Annotated in this window: 10 protein-coding genes and 1 pseudogene; 4 read left to right on the top strand and 7 right to left on the bottom strand. The window is 69.8% G+C overall.

Annotated elements, in window-relative coordinates:
• Positions 1–147 precede the first annotated feature (147 nt).
• From CDN99_RS22675 to CDN99_RS22700, 6 genes and pseudogenes are all read right to left on the bottom strand, one after another.
• Positions 148–3,255, bottom strand: a pseudogene (locus CDN99_RS22675) (multidrug efflux RND transporter permease subunit); the annotation flags it as partial.
• Positions 3,252–6,494, bottom strand: coding sequence for an MdtB/MuxB family multidrug efflux RND transporter permease subunit (locus tag CDN99_RS22680; RefSeq protein WP_088387182.1), 3,243 nt, complete (start codon positions 6,492–6,494; stop codon positions 3,252–3,254). The pseudogene CDN99_RS22675 and the gene CDN99_RS22680, both read right to left, overlap by 4 nt.
• Positions 6,495–6,507: 13 nt before the next feature.
• Positions 6,508–8,139, bottom strand: a complete 1,632-nt coding sequence (locus CDN99_RS22685) for an MdtA/MuxA family multidrug efflux RND transporter periplasmic adaptor subunit (RefSeq protein WP_088387183.1) — start codon at positions 8,137–8,139, stop codon at positions 6,508–6,510.
• 396 nt (positions 8,140–8,535) lie between these two features.
• The gene (locus CDN99_RS22690) at positions 8,536–9,045 is read right to left on the bottom strand and encodes a TlpA disulfide reductase family protein (protein ID WP_088387184.1); all 510 of its coding nucleotides are present in this window, start codon (positions 9,043–9,045) and stop codon (positions 8,536–8,538) included.
• Positions 9,046–9,143: 98 nt separating this feature from the next.
• Positions 9,144–10,313, bottom strand: coding sequence for an ATP-binding protein (locus CDN99_RS22695; protein WP_088387185.1), 1,170 nt, complete (start codon positions 10,311–10,313; stop codon positions 9,144–9,146).
• A 243-nt stretch (positions 10,314–10,556) separates the two neighbouring features.
• Complete coding sequence (locus CDN99_RS22700; protein ID WP_088387186.1) at positions 10,557–11,822, bottom strand: CaiB/BaiF CoA transferase family protein; 1,266 nt, start codon at positions 11,820–11,822, stop codon at positions 10,557–10,559.
• A gap of 83 nt (positions 11,823–11,905) precedes the next feature.
• Here CDN99_RS22700 and CDN99_RS22705 point away from each other — a divergent pair, with 83 nt between their 5' ends.
• The 3 genes from CDN99_RS22705 to CDN99_RS22715 all read left to right on the top strand — a co-directional run bounded on the left by CDN99_RS22705 (position 11,906) and on the right by CDN99_RS22715 (position 13,244).
• Positions 11,906–12,430 (top strand): hypothetical protein, encoded by a 525-nt coding sequence (locus tag CDN99_RS22705; protein ID WP_141100932.1) that lies wholly within the window; start codon positions 11,906–11,908, stop codon positions 12,428–12,430.
• 71 nt (positions 12,431–12,501) lie between these two features.
• Complete coding sequence (locus CDN99_RS22710; protein ID WP_088387188.1) at positions 12,502–12,963, top strand: PTS sugar transporter subunit IIA; 462 nt, start codon at positions 12,502–12,504, stop codon at positions 12,961–12,963.
• A gap of 11 nt (positions 12,964–12,974) precedes the next feature.
• Positions 12,975–13,244: an HPr family phosphocarrier protein gene (locus tag CDN99_RS22715; RefSeq protein WP_088387202.1), complete on the top strand. Its 270-nt coding sequence runs from the start codon at positions 12,975–12,977 to the stop codon at positions 13,242–13,244.
• A gap of 99 nt (positions 13,245–13,343) precedes the next feature.
• On the opposite strand, the gene CDN99_RS22720 is transcribed toward CDN99_RS22715, so the two are convergent.
• Complete coding sequence (locus tag CDN99_RS22720; protein ID WP_088387189.1) at positions 13,344–14,189, bottom strand: GNAT family N-acetyltransferase; 846 nt, start codon at positions 14,187–14,189, stop codon at positions 13,344–13,346.
• 198 nt (positions 14,190–14,387) lie between these two features.
• Between CDN99_RS22720 and ptsP the strand changes: the two genes are divergently transcribed.
• Positions 14,388–16,166 carry a phosphoenolpyruvate--protein phosphotransferase gene (gene ptsP / locus CDN99_RS22725; protein WP_088387190.1) on the top strand — a complete coding sequence of 593 codons (1,779 nt, stop codon included), beginning with the start codon at positions 14,388–14,390 and terminating at the stop codon, positions 16,164–16,166.
• The last annotated feature ends 270 nt before the right edge of the window (positions 16,167–16,436 follow it).

A 16,436-nucleotide genomic window follows, 5' to 3' on the forward strand; every position in this document is an offset into this window, starting at 1 on the left:
GCGCCCAGGCGTGCCCGGCGGGTGCCACGCGACGCGAGACGCGCGACGGGGCCGAGGGAGGAGAGGGGGGGAATGAACGGGGTCGGCATGTCTCAGCCCTGCAGGGTCGGAGCCGCGGGCGGCTCGGGATTCATCGGGGGCACGGCGCCGTGCGCGCGCGGCCTTGGCGGCGCGGCGGCGCTGGAGGCGGCGGCGCAGGCGCTCCATCGTCACGAAGACGACCGGGGTCGTGTACAGCGTCAGCAGCTGGCTCAGGATCAGCCCGCCGACGATGGCGATGCCCAGCGGCTTGCGCAGCTCGGCGCCGTCGCCGCTGCCCAGGGCCAGCGGCACCGCGCCGAAGATGGCCGCGAAGGTCGTCATCAGGATCGGGCGCAGCCGCAGGTTGGCGGCGCGGAAGATCGCCGCGCCCGCCGACAGATGCGCGGTGCTGCGCTGCCGCGCGATGGCGAAGTCGATCATCATGATCGCGTTCTTCTTCACGATGCCGATCAGCAGGATCACGCCGATCAACGCGATGATCGAGAACTCGGTGTTGAACATCATCAGCGCCAGCAGCGCGCCCACGCCCGCCGACGGCAGCGTCGACAGGATCGTCACCGGGTGGACCAGGCTCTCGTACAGCATGCCCAGCACCAGGTAGATCGCGATGATGGCCGCGCCGATCAGCAGCGGCTGCGACTTCAGCGAATCCTGGAACGCGTTGGCGGTGCCGGCGAAGGTGCCGCGCACCGACACCGGCACGCCCAGCTCCGACATCGCGTTGTTGATCGCGTCCGTGGCCTGCGACAGCGACACGCCTTCCGGCAGATTGAAGCTGATCGTCGAGGCCGGCGTGCCGCTCTGGTGGTTGACCGACAGCGGCGTGTTGGTCGTCTCGAAGCGGCTGAACGCCGACAGCGGCACCTGCGCGCCGGAATTGCTGATCACGTAGAGCTTGCGCAGCGTCTCCGGTCCCTGCAGGTAGGGCGCCGCCAGTTCCATCACCACGCGGTACTGGTTCAGCGGGTTGTAGATCACGCCCACCTGGCGCTGGCCGAAGGCGTTGTTCAGCGTCGTGTCGATGGTGCTGACGGTGATGCCCAGCCGTGCCGCGGCCTCGCGGTCGATGACCAGCGAGGTCTGCATGCCCTTGTCCTGCTGGTCGGTGTTGACGTCGGTCAGCTCCTGCAGCTGCGACAGCGCGTTGCGCACGCGCGGCTCCCAGGCCCGCAGCGCCTCCAGGTCGTCGGCCTGCAGCGTGAACTGGTACTGCGCGTTGGCCTGCCGGCCGCCGATCCGGATGTCCTGCACCGGCACCATGAACAGGTTGGCGCCGGGCTCGTGGGCCATCTTGTCGCGCAGCCGGTTCACCACCTGGTCGGCCGAGACCTTGCGCTCCTTCAGCGGCTTGAGCGTGATGTAGAAGTTGGCGCTGTTGCGCTGCCCGCCGCCGGTGCTGCCGTTGACGTTCTCCACCGCCGGGTCCGACAGGATGATCTCCATGAAGCGGTCGACCCGCTTGCGCATCATGTCGAAGGAGCTGCCCTGGTCCGCCTGCACGCCGCCGATCAGCACACCGGTGTCCTGCTGCGGGAAGAAGGTCTTGGGGATGGCGCCGTACAGGTGCACGTTCAGCGCGATCACCGCCACCAGCGACAGCAGCGCCACCGGCTGATGGCGCAGCGTCCACATCAGCGTGCGCCGGTAGCCGCGCACCACGCCGCGATTGAAGCCGTCGAACAGACGCACGAGGCGGCTCTTCCGGGCCGTCGGCGCGCCGGGCGCCGGCTCCTGGCGCGCGCGCAGCACCCGCGAAGCCATCATCGGTGTCGTCGTCAGCGATACCACCATCGAGACCAGGATCGCCGACGACAGCACGACCGCGAACTCGCGGAACAGCCGTCCCACGACGCCGCCCATCAGCAGGATGGGGATGAACACCGCGATCAGCGACAGGCTGATCGAGACCACCGTGAAGCCGATCTCGCGCGCGCCGCGCAGCGCGGCCTCCTTGGGCGCCAGGCCCTGCTCGATGTAGCGGGTGATGTTCTCCAGCACCACGATGGCGTCGTCCACGACGAAGCCGGTGGCCACCGTCAGCGCCATCGCCGACAGGTTGTCCAGGCTGTAGCCGCACAAATACATCACGCCGAAGGTGCCGGCCAGCGACACCGGCACGGCCACCGCCGGCAGCAGCGTCGCGCGCCAGCTGCGCAGGAACAGCAGCACCACCAGGATCACCAGGCCGATGGCGATCGCCATCGCGCGCTGCACCTCGTCCAGCGAGGCCTTGATCGTCGGCGTGCGGTCGCTGATGACCTTGAGCTCGATGGCCGGCGGGATCGAGGCCTGCAGGCGCGGCAGCAGCTCGCGCACCCGCGCGACCGTCTCGATGATGTTGGCGCCGGGCTCCTTCTGGATGAAGAGCAGGATCGCCGGCTGGCCGTTGGACGCGCCGTAGTTGCGCACGTCCTGCACCGAGTCGACGACGTCGGCCACGTCGCGCAGCCGCAGCGCCGCGCCGTCGCGGTAGGACAGCAGCACCGGCGCGTACTCGGCCGCGGTGCGGGCCTGGTCGTTGGCGCCGACCTGCCAGTAGCGGCCGCCTTCCTCGACCGAGCCCTTGGGCCGGTTGGCGTTGGTGTTGGTGATGGCCTGCCGCACTGTGTCCAGCGCGATGCCGTTGGCGGCCAGCTTGTCGGGATTGAGCTCCACCCGCACCGCCGGCAGCGCGCCGCCGCCGACGTTGACCTGGCCCACGCCGTCGACCTGCGCCAGGCGCTGCGCCAGCACCGTCGACGCGGTGTCGTACATCTGGCCGCGCGTCAGCGTCTGCGAGGTCAGCGCCAGGATCATGATCGGCGCGTCGGCCGGGTTGACCTTGCGGTAGGTCGGGTTGCTGGGCATGCCGGTCGGCAGTAGCGTGCGCGCGGCGTTGATCGCCGCCTGCACGTCGCGCGCGGCGCCGTCGATGTCACGGTTCAGGTCGAACTGCAGCGTCACGTTGACCGAGCCCAGCGACGAGCGCGAGGTGATCTCCGTCACGCCCGCGATGGCGCCGAGCGCGCGCTCCAGCGGCGTCGCCACCGTCGCGGCCATCGTGTCCGGGCTGGCGCCGGGCAGCGAGGCGGACACCGAGATCGTCGGAAAGTCCACCTGCGGCAACGGCGCGATCGGCAGGAAGTGGTACCCCAGCACGCCCGCCAGCGCGATGCCCAGCGTGATCAGCGTGGTCGCGACCGGCCTGGCGATGAACGGCGCCGAAATATTCATGGGGCACCCCGATCGCCGGGGACGGCGATCGACCCTCCGAGAGGGTCGGGCCCGGCTTGGGGCAGCCCGGCGCCCGGGCCCGCCGCGCTGGCGTGAGACGAGCCTGTCGAGGCGGTGCCTGCATGCTTGCGGCGCTCGCGCCAGCGCTGCGACAGCCGCGCGAAGCCGAGGTAGATCACCGGCGTCGTGAAGAGCGTCAGCAACTGGCTCACGATCAGGCCGCCGACCATCGTCACGCCCAGCGGATGGCGCAGCTCATGGCCGACGCCGGTGCCCAGCATCAGCGGCAACGCCCCCAGCAGCGCGGCCATCGTGGTCATGAGGATGGGGCGGAAGCGCAGCAGGCTGGCCTGGTGGATCGCGGCGCGCGGATCGAGGCCCTGCTCGCGCTCGGCCTCCAGCGCGAAGTCGATCATCATGATCGCGTTCTTCTTCACGATGCCGATCAGCAGCACGATGCCGATGATCGCGATGATGCCCAGGTCCAGCCCGCCCACCAGCAGCGCCAGCAACGCGCCGACGCCGGCCGACGGCAGCGTCGACAGGATGGTCACCGGGTGGATGTAGCTCTCGTAGAGCACGCCCAGCACGATGTACATCGTCACCACCGCGGCCAGGATCAGGAACAGCGTGCTCGACAGCGAATTGCTGAACGCCTCGGCCGCGCCCTGGAAGCTGGTCTCGACGCTGATGGGCAGGTCCAATTTGGCCTGCTCCGCCTTGATCGCCTGCACCGCGTCGCCCAGCGCCACGCCGGGCGGCAGGTTGAAGGAGATCGTCGCGGCCGGGAACTGCGCCACGTGATTGATCGTCAGCGCGGTCGGCCGCTCGACGATCTGCGCGAATGAGTTCATCGGCACCTGCACCGTGGTTGTGGTGGCGGTGCCGTTCGCGCCGCTCATGGTCGTGGTGCTGCCGGGCACGTAGAGCCCTTCGAGCGCGCGCGGGCCGCTGCGGAATTCGCGCGCGGCCTCCAGCACCACGCGGTACTGGCTGGACTGGGTGTAAATGGTCGAGATCAGGCGCTGGCCGAAGGCGTTGTAGAGCGCGGTATCGATCGCCGCCACCGTCACGCCGAGCCGGCCGGCCGCCTCGCGGTCGATCTGCACCCAGGCCTGCAGGCCCTGGTTCTGCAGGTCGCTGGCGACGTCGGTCAGTTGCGGCAGGGCCTTGAGCCGCTCCATCAGCGCGGCGTTGGCCTTGGCCAGGTCGCCCGAGTCCGGCGAGCTGAGCAGGAACTGGTACTGCGTCTTGGAGACCCGGTCCTCGATGGTCAGGTCTTGCACCGGCTGCATGTAGGCGGTGATGCCGGCGACCTTGCGGTTGGCGTCGTTCAACCGGGCGATGATCTCGGTGGCCGAGGCGTGGCGCTGCGCGAAGGGCTTCAGCGTGATCTGCATCCGACCCGTGTTGAGCGATGCGTTGGCGCCGTCGACGCCGATGAAGGACGCGATGTGGTCCACGTCCGGGTCCTGCAGGAAGACTTCGGCCAGCTTCTGCTGGCGCGTGCTCATGGCGTCGAACGAGGTGCTCTGCGTCGCCTCGGTGATGACCTGCAGCAGGCCGGTGTCCTGCACCGGGAAGAAGCCCTTGGGCACGACGACATAGAGCAGCGCGGTCAGCGCCAGCGTGCCGGCGAAGCCCAGCAGCGTCAGCACCGGGCGGTCCAGCACCCAGTCCAGGCCGCGGCCGTAGGCCTGGATCATCCGGTCGAACCGGTCGCCGAACCAGGTACCCAGGCGCGAGTGCTTCTGCTCGGACTCGGGCTTGAGCAGCCGTGCGCTCATCATCGGCGTCAGCGTCAGCGACACGAAGGCCGAGATCAGGATGGCCACCGCGAGCGTGATCGCGAATTCATGGAACAGGCGGCCGACGACGTCCCCCATGAACAGCAGCGGGATCAGCACCGCGATCAGCGACACCGTCAGCGAGATGATGGTGAAACCGATCTGCTTGGAGCCCTTGAAGGCGGCCTCCATCGGCGAGTCGCCCTCCTCGACGAAGCGGGCGATGTTCTCGATCATCACGATCGCGTCGTCGACGACGAAGCCGGTCGAGATGGTCAGCGCCATCAGCGTCAGGTTGTTGATCGAGAACCCCGCCATGTACATCACGCCGAAGGTGCCCACCAGCGACAGCGGCACGGCCACGCTGGGGATCAGCGTCGCGGTGCCGCTGCGCAGGAACACGAAGATCACCGCGACGACCAGCGCGATCGCGAGCAGCAACTCGATCTCGGTGTCGTCGACCGAGGCGCGGATCGTGGTCGTGCGGTCGGCCAGCACCTGCACGTCGACCGACGCGGGCAGCGTGCCTTCGAGCTTGGGCAGCAGCGCCTTGACGCGGTCGACGGTCTGGATGACGTTGGCGCCGGGCTGGCGCTGCACGTTCAGGATCACACCCGGCGTGGTGTCGGCCCAGGCGGCCAGGCGCAGGTTCTCGGCGTCGTCGACGATCTCGGCCACGTCGCTCAGGCGCAGCGGGTTGCCGTTCTTCCACGCGATGATGAGGTTCTGGTACTCGGCGGCGGAGCGCAACTGGTCGTTGGCGTCGATGGTCGAGGCGCGCTGCGAGCCGTCGAAGCTGCCCTTGGCCTGGTTGACGTTGGCCGCGGCGATGGCACTGCGCACGTCGTCCAGCGACATGCCCAGCGCGGCCAGCGCGCGCGGATTGGCCTGGATGCGCACGGCCGGCCGACGGCCGCCGGCGATGCTGACCAGGCCGACGCCGTCGACCTGCGAGAGCTTGGGCGCGAGCCGGTTCTCCACCAGGTCGTGGACCTTGATGACCGGCAGCGATGGCGAGGTGATCGCGATCGTCAGCACCGGCGCGTCGGCCGGATTGACCTTGCTGTAGACCGGCGGCATCGGCAGGTCGCTGGGCAGCAGGTTGCTGCCGGCGTTGATGGCGGCCTGCACTTCCTGCTCGGCCACGTCCAGCGACAGGCCCAGCGAGAAGCGCAGCGTGATGACCGAGGCGCCGCCCGAGCTGGCCGACGTCATCTGGTTCAGGCCGGGCATCTGGCCGAACTGGCGCTCCAGCGGCGCGGTGACGGTGGTGGAGATGACGTCCGGGCTCGCGCCCGGATAGAGCGTCGTCACCTGGATCGTCGGATAGTCGACCTCCGGCAGCGCCGACAGCGGCAGCAGACGGTAGGCGAGCAGGCCGGCCAGCAGGATGGCCAGCATCAGCAGCGAGGTCGCGACCGGCCGCTCGATGAAGGGACGTGACGGGTTCATGGCCGCGCGCCGTTCAGTTGCCGCCGCCGGCGGCCTGGCGCTTGGCGCGCTCGGCGCGGCGCTCGGCGATCCAGGCCTCGCGCTCGGCAGGGCTCATCTTCATGACCTTCTCCTGGACGTCCGGCGGCAGGCGGTCCAGCCAGGCCGGGCGCTCGCCCGACGCCTCGTTTTGAGCGGTGCCGGACGCGGCGCGGCCACCGCCGTGCGGCGCCGAGGCGCCCGAGGCCGCGCGGTCGCCGCCCCAGGCGCCGGAGGCCCCGGAAGCGCCGCCGCCGGGGGCGCTCGCGCCCCGCCCGCGGCGCGGCGCCGCGTTGGCGCCGGCGCGCTGCTTGGGATCGGCGGCGATGACCTCGACCTTGGCGCCTTCGCGCAGGCGGTCGACACCGTCGATGACGACACGTTCACCCGGCTCGATCTTGCCGTCCACCGCCATCCAGTCGCCGTCCACGGCGCCGGTCTGCACGACGCGGGTGTTGACGGTGTTGTCCGCGTTCACGACGTAGACGTAGAAGCCCTGCGAGCCGCGTTGCACCGCGGCGGCCGGCACGGCCAGGCGGTTCTGCTCGGTGCTGATCTGCAGCTTCACGCTGACGGACTGGTTGGGGAACAGCGCGTCGTCGTCGTTGGGGAACAGCGCCTTGAGCTTGATGGTGTCGGTGGTGATGTCGATGGCGTTGTCCGCCGTGGCCAGCTTGCCGGTGGCCAGGCGGGTCTTGCCGTCGCGGCTCCAGGCCTCCACCACCATCGGCGTGTTGCCGCGCAGGCCGGCGGTGACGCGCGGCAGCAGCGCCGACGGCACTGCGAAGGTCAGCGCGATCGGGCGCGTCTGGGTGATGCTGACGATGCCGTTGGCATCGCCGGTCTGGACGACGTTGCCGATATCGACCTGCTTGAGGCCGACGCGACCGTCGATCGGCGCCAGCACCTTGGTGTACGTGACCTGCAGGCGGGCGCTGTCGACGGTGGCCTGGTCGGCCTTGACGGTGCCTTCGAGCTGGCGGACCAGGGCCTGCTGCGTATCCAGTTGCTGGCTCGCGATGGCGTCCTTGGCGAGCAGGTCCTTGTAGCGGGCGAGGTCGACGCGGCCGTTGTCCAGCGTGGCCTTGTCGCGGGCGAGTTGGCCCTCGGCCTGGCCGAGCGCGGCCATGAAGGCGCGCGGATCGATCTGCGCCAGCGTCTGGCCGGCCTTCACCTGCTGGCCTTCCTTGAAGTGGAGCTGCTGCAGCACGCCGCTCACCTGCGCCCGCACGACGGCGGTGTTGGAGGCGGTGATCGTGCCGATGGCCGCGGCGGTGTGGCGGATGTCCTGCAGGCGGGCCGGCATCACCGACACCGGCTGCGTCCGGTTGGCGGCGAAGCGGCCGCGCGCGCCGGGCCCACCCGCGCCGCCGGGGCCGCCGGCCGCGCCGCTCGCCGCGCTGGCCGGACCACCCGCCGCGCCGTCGGCGCCGCGTCCCTTCCACCACCACCAGCCGCCGGCCGCGACGGCCAGCACGACGATGGCCACGATCCAGGGCGTCGCCCGGCCCTGCTGGCGCCGCCGCTGCTGCCGTCGCGACGCGGCCTCCGGGGCGACCCGCGCTGCGGCGGAGGAAGACGGCGCGCCGGACACCGGCGGACGGGGCAGGATCTTGTTCGTGTTCATTCGGACTGGCGATGTGGCCCTGCGGGCCGTGGGCAGACTCTCGGAGCGCATCGGCGCCTGGGGCGGCACGACGTGCTCGCGATGCTCGGTCGGGATCGCGGTCTGCACGCTACTGCTCGGCAGACTGCCCATGGGGAAGATCTAGGGAAGGTCTAGCGCCGCGTCACCGTCAGGGCGCGCGGTCGGCTGGGCATGTCGACACCGTAGTATCCGGCGACAGCAGGGTGGTGTCCCCGACGAAAAGAATCGCAAAGCGGGGGGAGTAACCCGAGGTCTGGCGTCCAATCGCGCGTGTCGCGCGATTGGCGCGCAACCGGATCGGAGCCCTCGCGCCGCCATGAAAAATGCCGCTCGTGGAGCGGCATCGGGACAGGGGTGGCGCGCGCGGCGCTGTGATCAGCTCTCGGCCAGCAGCTTCTCGATGGTGCCGTGCAGGGCGGCGAAGTCGGGCTCGCCAACGAAGCGCTTGACGATCTCGCCGCGCTTGTTGATCAGGAAGGTGGTGGGCGTGAGCTGCACCTTGCCGAAGCGCTGCGCGATCTCGCCGGTGCTGTCCATCGCGACGCCGAAGGGCAGGCCGCGGGTTTCCGCGTAGTTGGCGACGTAGGCCGGCGGGTCGTAGCTCATGGCCACCGCCAGCGTCTCGAAGCCCCGGTCCTTGTACTTGCGGTAGGTCGAGATGACGTTCGGCATCTCCTTGACGCAGGTCGTGCAGGACGTGGCCCAGAAGTTGACCAGCACCACCTTGCCGGCCCAGGCCTGCGTCGACGTCTGGCGGGTGCCGTCCAGCAGCACGTAGTTCACCGCCGGGGCGGCGTCGGGCTTCAGGCCCTCATAGGCGAGGCCGGCGCCGACACCGACGGCGGCAACCAGCAACAGGAGTCCGGTCCAGCGAGGCAGCTTCATGGCGGGGGAGTGTAGTCCCGAGGTCTTGCCCCGCCAACCGTCACGGTCATCCGCGAATCCCGGCGGAGCGGGCGTTCAGCGGAGGCCGCGGCGCGCCCTCACAGCGCCTTGGACAGCTCGAACAGCAGCACCGACGGCAGCGCGTCCGGCAGGTTGCCGCGCGAGATGCGCGCCATGTGGTCCGCGGTGGCGGTGGAAAGCTGGGTCTGCTGCTCGCCGTCCATCACCTCGATGAAGCTGAAGTTGGGCACCTCGGCGGTGATGTCGGCGCGCAGGCGGTCGAAGTCGGCGTCGCGCAGCGACTGCTCGAAGGCGATGCCGTGCGGCAGGCCCTCCTCGCAGAACTGCATGGCTTCCTCCATCGAGGACACGGCATCGATGATCAGCCCCATGTGGCGCACCGAGGCCTGGATCTCCTGACGCACCTCGCGGCGCGGCGACACGATCAGCAGATGGCAGCCGGCCAGCGGCTTGGAGTTGTGGGACGGCGCGGGATCGTCGAGCTCGGGGCGGTCCGGGCGCGGCAACGGCTGGGCGCCGGTCTGCGCGCCGGGCTCGTCGCCGATCAGATGCGGGAACTCGAGCGTGAGCATGGTGATGCCGGCCTCGTCCTCGCGCAGCGGCAGCACGCCCATGGTGATCGCGGTCTGCTCGATCAGGCGCCAGGTCAGCGAGTTGAGCGCCTCCGGCGCCTCGGCGATCGCATGCGCCGGGGCGCTGCCCAGGTCCAGCGAGCGATGGGCGAAGCGGCACATCAGGCGCGCCTTGGCGGGCCACGGGGTCAGGTCGAGCCGCATCTCCAGCGACGAATGCGTGCTGGCCAGCGCCCAGTCCATCACGGCGTTCAGCAGCGAGAACAGCAGCGACGCGTCGGTCATGATCTCGACCGGCTGCAGCAACTGCCGGACCTGGATGCCGCGTGCCTGCGTCTCGCGGCTGCGCTGCGTGAGCACGCCGCGCAGCACCTGCGTCAGGTGGATGCGCTCCCGCGAGAGCCGCAGCCGGCCCGACGCGAGCCGCGCCAGCTGCTGGCTGACCATGCCCGCCTCGCGCGCCTGCGCCACCGCGTCGCGCAGCGCCCGCAGGCCCTGGCGGTCGATCTGCCCGGTGCTGATCAACTGCTGGATGCGCTCCAGCGCGCCGCTCAGCGGCCCGGCGATTTCGGCGCCGAGTTGCTGGACGATGTCGCCCCATTGCGAGTCGCTGGGGCGAGGCACCATGTCATTGGCGGCCAGGGGCGCGGCAATGGAGGGGGGCGGGCTGGACATGCTCTCTTCGTTCTTGTGAGCCGGCCGGCAGGGATGCCGTGGCTAGGAGGCGCCATGGTTCCGGTTCGCCCCCGGGGAGGCCATCCCGTGAGTCGGGGGCGCGCCGCCCCCTGTCTGGATGGCGTGAAATGGCTCACGATTCGACGCGCGGTCGGGGCGATTCGCGGACGTCCGCCCGGCATTCCGGCCGAGGACCGGCCCCCCGCGCGCCGTCCCTCGCCGCCCCTTGTCGCCAAGCGCCGCTCAGGCGATCACGCCGTCCTTGCGCCAGGCGGCGATCGTGTCGGGCGCGTGGCCGAGCTCGGCCAGGACCTCGTCGGTGTGCTGTCCCAGCAGCGGCGGGGGGAGCCGGTAGGCCACCGGCGTCTCCGAGAGCTTGATCGGGCTGGCCACGACGCGCAGCCGGTCGCTCAGCGGGTGGTCCATGGGCACGACCATCTCGCGATGCCGGACCTGCGGATCGTCGAAGACCTCGGCCAGGTCGTTGATCGCGCCGCCCGGGACCTTGGCCGCCTCCATCGCGTCCAGCCAGTGCTGACGCGGGCGCGCGGCGACGCGCTCGGCGAGCCGCGGTACCAGCTCGTCCCGGTGCCGCACGCGTTGCGAATTGGTCGCGTAGCGCGGATCGAGCGGCAGCTCGGGCAGTCCGAGCAGCTCGCAGAACTTGACGAACTGACTGTCGTTGCCCACGGCCACGATCAGGTGGCCGTCGCTGGCCTGGAACACCTGGTACGGCACGATGTTCTGATGCGCGTTGCCCATGCGCCGCGGCGCGACGCCGGTGCACAGGTAGTTGGAGCCGAGGTTGGCCAGCATCGCCACCTGCGTGTCGAGCAGCGCCATGTCGACGACCTGCCCGCGTCCGGTCGCGTCGCGATGCCGCAGCGCGGCGAGGATCGCGACGGTCGCGTACATGCCGGTGAACAGGTCGGCCACCGCGACGCCGACCTTCTGCGGCCCGCCGCCGGGAAGGGCGTCGGTCTCGCCGGTCACGCTCATCAGCCCGCCCAGGCCCTGCACCGCGTAGTCGTAGCCGGCGCGATCACGATAGGGGCCGGTCTGGCCGAAGCCGGTCACCGAGCAGAAGACCAGGCGCGGATTGAGCGCCAGCAGCGTCTGGGCGTCCAGCCCGTAGCGGGCCAGGTCACCGACCTTGTAGTTCTCGACCAGGACGTCGGCGCGCAGGGCCAGTTCGCGGATCAAGACCTGACCCTGGGGGCTGGCGATGTCGACGGCGATCGAGCGCTTGTTGCGATTGGCGCCGAGGTAGTAGGCCGCCTCGCCGGAGTCGCGGCCGTCGTGGTCCTTCAGATAGGGCGGGCCCCAGCCGCGCGTGTCGTCGCCGCCGGGGTGGCCGCCCTTGGGCGGGCGCTCCACCTTGACGACATCGGCGCCGAGGTCGGCCAGTGTCTGCGTGCACCACGGGCCGGCCAGCACGCGGGAGAGATCCAGAACGCGCACGCCCCGCAGGGCCATGGCGGAGTCATCGGGGAGGTTCGCTTCGCTCATCCGGGCATTGTGGTCGAACGCCGCGCGCCGCCGCCCATGCCGGAAGCGCGGCCCACCATAATCGTCCGATGAGAAGCGAGACCTTGAGATCCGTCATGGGCGCCACGGCCGGCGTGCTGCTCGTCGCCGCGCTGGGGGCGGGCTGCAGTCCGGCGCTCAACTGGCGCAAGGTGCGGCCGGAAGGCGCCGGCCTGGAACTGATGTTCCCCTGCAAGCCCGAGCGCGAATCCAGCGCCCAGCCCGGCCCCGGCGGCCGGGACGTGACCGTGAGCTCGATGAGCTGCAAGGCCCGGGACTGGCAGTTCTCGCTGACCTGGACGGACCTGGGCGACCCCCGGTCGACCTCGCCCGCGATGCGCCGCATGCACGAGGGGATGGCCAGGCAATTGGCGCCGGGGGCCTCGGCGCCGCTGGCGGTGCGCGGCATCGCGGCCGACCCGGAGGCCTTCCAGCAGGTCTTCGACGCCCGTCCCGGCCAGCCGGTCCAGCAGGTCCGGCAGGCCGTGTTCTCGCGCGACGGTCGGCTGTATCAATTGCTGATGCAGGGGCAACGGCTCGACCCCGAGGCCTGGGACGTGTTCCTGGGGTCGATACAGCTGCCGCCGTGAACGACATTCCCCCGATCGAGGGTTTGTGCGAGCCCCGCCCGCGCCATGTTGCGGCGCACGATAATGCGCGAATGTCCGGCCTGTTGTTGATCGCCCATGCCCCGCTGGCCACCGCGTTGAAGCAGGTGGCCGAGCACACGTTCCCTCATTGCTCGCTCCAGCTGAGCGTGCTGGACGTGACGCCGGACATGACCGCCGACGACGTCGAGGCCAGCGCGCGCGCGCTGATCGCGGCGAGCGGGCATCTCCAGACCCTGGTCCTCACCGACGTCTTCGGCGCCACGCCCACCAATGCCGCGCTGCGCCTGCAGGGCGAGCAGGTGAAGGTGCTGACGGGCGTCAACGTGCCGATGCTGTGGCGCTCGCTGTGCTACGCCGGCGAAGGCCTGGATGCGCTGATCCAGCGCGCCAGCCTCGGCGGCACCCAGGGCATCATGTTCGAGCCCGCGGCCGGGGCGTGCGCGCCGCCGACCGGGGGCTGCGCGTCGGCGCCACCGCCGGCGACGTCCTCCTCCAACTACCCTCCGCGCTGAACTTCCTGCTCATGATCAAGTCGACGCTCACCATCAGCAACAAGCTGGGCCTGCATGCCCGTGCATCGGCCAAGTTGACGAAGTTGGCGGGGGGGTTCAAGTCCGAAGTGTTCCTGAGCCGGAACGGCCGCCGCGTGAATGCCAAGAGCATCATGGGCGTGATGATGCTGGCCGCGGGCATCGGCTCCGAGGTCGAACTGGAGACGTCGGGCGAGGACGAGCAGGCCGCGCAGGACGCGATCACCGCGCTGGTGAACGACAAGTTCGGCGAGGGCCAATGATGTCGACGCGGCGCCGGATCACCGCGCCGCTCGGATGGACAAGCCGCGAGGCGGCGGGGCTGCGCGGGACATGCCGTCCCGCCCGGAGCCTCGGCTTGCTCAGCGACCCAGGAAGTGCCGGCGATAACGCGCCGGCAGATCGGCGATGCGCATCAGCATCGGCAGGTCGGCGGTGTTGAAGTCCGGATCCCAGGCCGGGCGGCCCAGCACGCGGGCACCGCAGCGCAGGTAACCCTTGATCAGCGGCGGAGGCTCGACGACCAGGTCCTGCCGCAACTCGTCGACCGGCAACGGCAGCCGCGGACGGACCTGCCATTCGATGTCGGTCATGTGGCTGCCCTCGAGCTGCTTCCACAGGCTGGCCGCGTAGTGACCGCCGTCACGCATGCTGATGCTGGCGCAACCGATCATCGTGTCGAGGTCGTTGCGGACCATGAACTCGGTCAGCGCGCCCCACAGCGCCATGATGGCGCCGCCGCTGCGGTGATCCGGATGCACGCACGAGCGGCCCAGTTCCAGCATGCGCGGGCGCAGCGAGCGCAGGCGGGTCAGGTCGAACTCGGTCTCGCTGTACAGGCCGCCGGCGCGGCGCGCGGCCTCGGGCGTCAGCACGCGGTAGGTGCCGATCACCTGACCGGGCTGGCCGCGCTCGTCGAGCGTGCGCACCAGCAGGTGCTCGCAGAACGGATCGAAGACGTCGATGTCATGCCCGGCCGGAGCGCCGACGGGCGGGCTCAGGCGGGCGCCCATCTCGTCGACGAAGATCTGGTACCTCAGGCGCTGGGCCTGGCGGACTTCGTCTTCGGTACGAGCCCAGCCCACATGGAAGCGAGTGCGCGCAGTGTCGACAGCGTCGGTTTGGGACCCTGCTGGAAGTGACCTCCGGGGCGCTTCGGGTGAGCGCAGATCAGAGAAGGGCAGGGTGGGCAGCGGCAGATCCCTCATGGCAAAGCCTCGCTGAAGTGATGGCCGTGATGCTGAGCGGACGGGGTGACGCGTCGGTGACTCGTGGGTGAATGAACCGTGACAGTCGCGTCGCCGTCACGTGTCGCGGGCGACTCCTTGTCCGGCGCTTTACCGGGCTTTTCTTCCGCTTGCCCCATCGGCCGGTGGGGGCGTGGAGGCCGCTGCTAAAGTCGGCGCATGAGCTTTCAGGTCTTCGGCATTCCCGTCTCGCGTGGCGTGGCCATCGGCCGTGCGGTGCTGGTCGCCTCCAGCCGCGTCGACGTGGCCCACTACTTCATCGCCGCGGCCGACGCGGAGCAGGAGTACGCCCGCCTGGTCCGCGGCCGGGACGTGGTCACGCGCGAGCTGCAGTCATTGAAGGCCGACCTGCCCGACGACGCGCCGCACGAGCTCGACGCGCTGCTGGACGTCCACCTGCTGCTGCTCAACGACGAGGCGCTGGTCGACGCGGCCCGCGACTGGATCGTCGACCGGCACTACAACGCGGAGTGGGCGCTGTCGGCGCAGCTCGAAGTGCTGGCCCGCCAGTTCGACGAGATGGAGGACGACTACCTGCGCGAGCGCAAGGCCGACCTGGAGCAGGTCGTGGAGCGTGTCCTGTCCGCGCTGGCGGTCGAGCTGGACGATGCCGCCGTGGCTGGCCCGGCCGCGGTCGTCGCGCGGGACTTCGCGGGGGAGGATCCGCTGTTGCTGGTCGCCGCGGACATCGCGCCGGCGGACATGATCCAGTTCAAGCGCAGTGTCTTCCAGGGCTTCATCACCGACATCGGCGGCAAGACCTCGCACACGGCGATCGTGGCGCGCAGCATGGACATCCCGGCGGTGGTCGGCACGCGCGAGGCCTCCCGGCTGATCCGTCAGGACGATTGGGTCATCATCGACGGCGACGCCGGCACGGTGATCGTCAACCCGTCGCCGATCATTCTGGAGGAGTACCGCTTCCGCCAGCGTCAATCGGAACTGGAGCGCGCGCGGCTGGCCCGTCTGCGCCACACGCCGGCGATCACGCTGGACGGGCAACGCATCGAGCTGCACGCCAACATCGAGCTGCCCGGCGACACGGTCGCCGCGCTGGCGTCGGGCGCTACCGGGGTGGGGCTGTTCCGCAGCGAGTTCCTCTTCATGAATCGCGACGGCGACCTGCCGACCGAAGAAGAGCAGTTCGCCGCCTACAAGGCCGCTGTTGAAGCGATGGCCGGGCTGCCGGTGACGATCCGTACCGTGGACATCGGCGCGGACAAGCCGCTCGACCGCATGTCCGTCAACGAGCTGCGGCACGAGCACGTGCTCAATCCGGCGATGGGGCTGCGGGCGATCCGCTGGAGCCTGGCGGAGCCGAGCATGTTCCGCCAGCAATTGCGTGCCATCTATAGAGCGAGCGCCTTCGGCAAGGTGAAGCTGCTGATTCCCATGGTCGCCCACCTGGGGGAGATCCGTCAAGTTCAGGAAGCCATCAAGCGGGTGAAGGTGCAACTGGACGATGCCGGTCAGATGTACGGCCGCGTGGAAGTGGGCGTCATGATCGAGGTGCCGGCGGCGGCGATCATGCTGCCGCACCTGGTCAAGCATGTGGACTTCGTGTCCATCGGCACCAACGACCTCATTCAATACACCTTGGCCATCGACCGCGCGGACGAGGCCGTCGCCCATCTGTATGACCCGTGGCATCCGGCGGTGCTGCATCTGCTGGCCGGATCGATCGCGCAGGCGCGTGCGGCTGGCAAGGAAGTCAGCGTCTGCGGCGAGATGGCGGGCGACGCCGCCTTCACCGATCTGCTGCTGGGCATGGGGTTGCGGTGTTTCTCCATGCACCCCTCGCAGATTCCCTCGGTCAAGCAGCGCATCCTGCGCGCGGACTCGCAGCGGCTGGCGGCGGTGATGCCGCGCATCCTGGACAGCGACGAGCCGGCCAAGACGGCGGCCGAGGCGCTGACGCCCCAGTCCCGCCTGCATTGAGGCGGTTGGCCGGTATACGCACCGGCAGAATGACGCTCTCGTGACGGGGAGTTGTGTCGGGCAAAAAATCCGTGCTAGACTCTCGGTCTTCGCTGCTCACAACAACGTTTTGAACAGCGCCCTCGGAGGGTATGCCGAGGTAGTCAAGTGAATATCAGGCAAAGCCCGGTTTTCATTTGGCGGCGAGATTCTCGCAGTCGACGATGAAATTAATTTCGCAGACTGCTTGACGGATTCGAAAGAAATCGTTCATAATCTCGCTTCTGCGCT

The sequence above is a fragment of the Roseateles aquatilis genome, assembly GCF_002205645.1.
GTDB lineage: Bacteria > Pseudomonadota > Gammaproteobacteria > Burkholderiales > Burkholderiaceae_C > Roseateles > Roseateles aquatilis.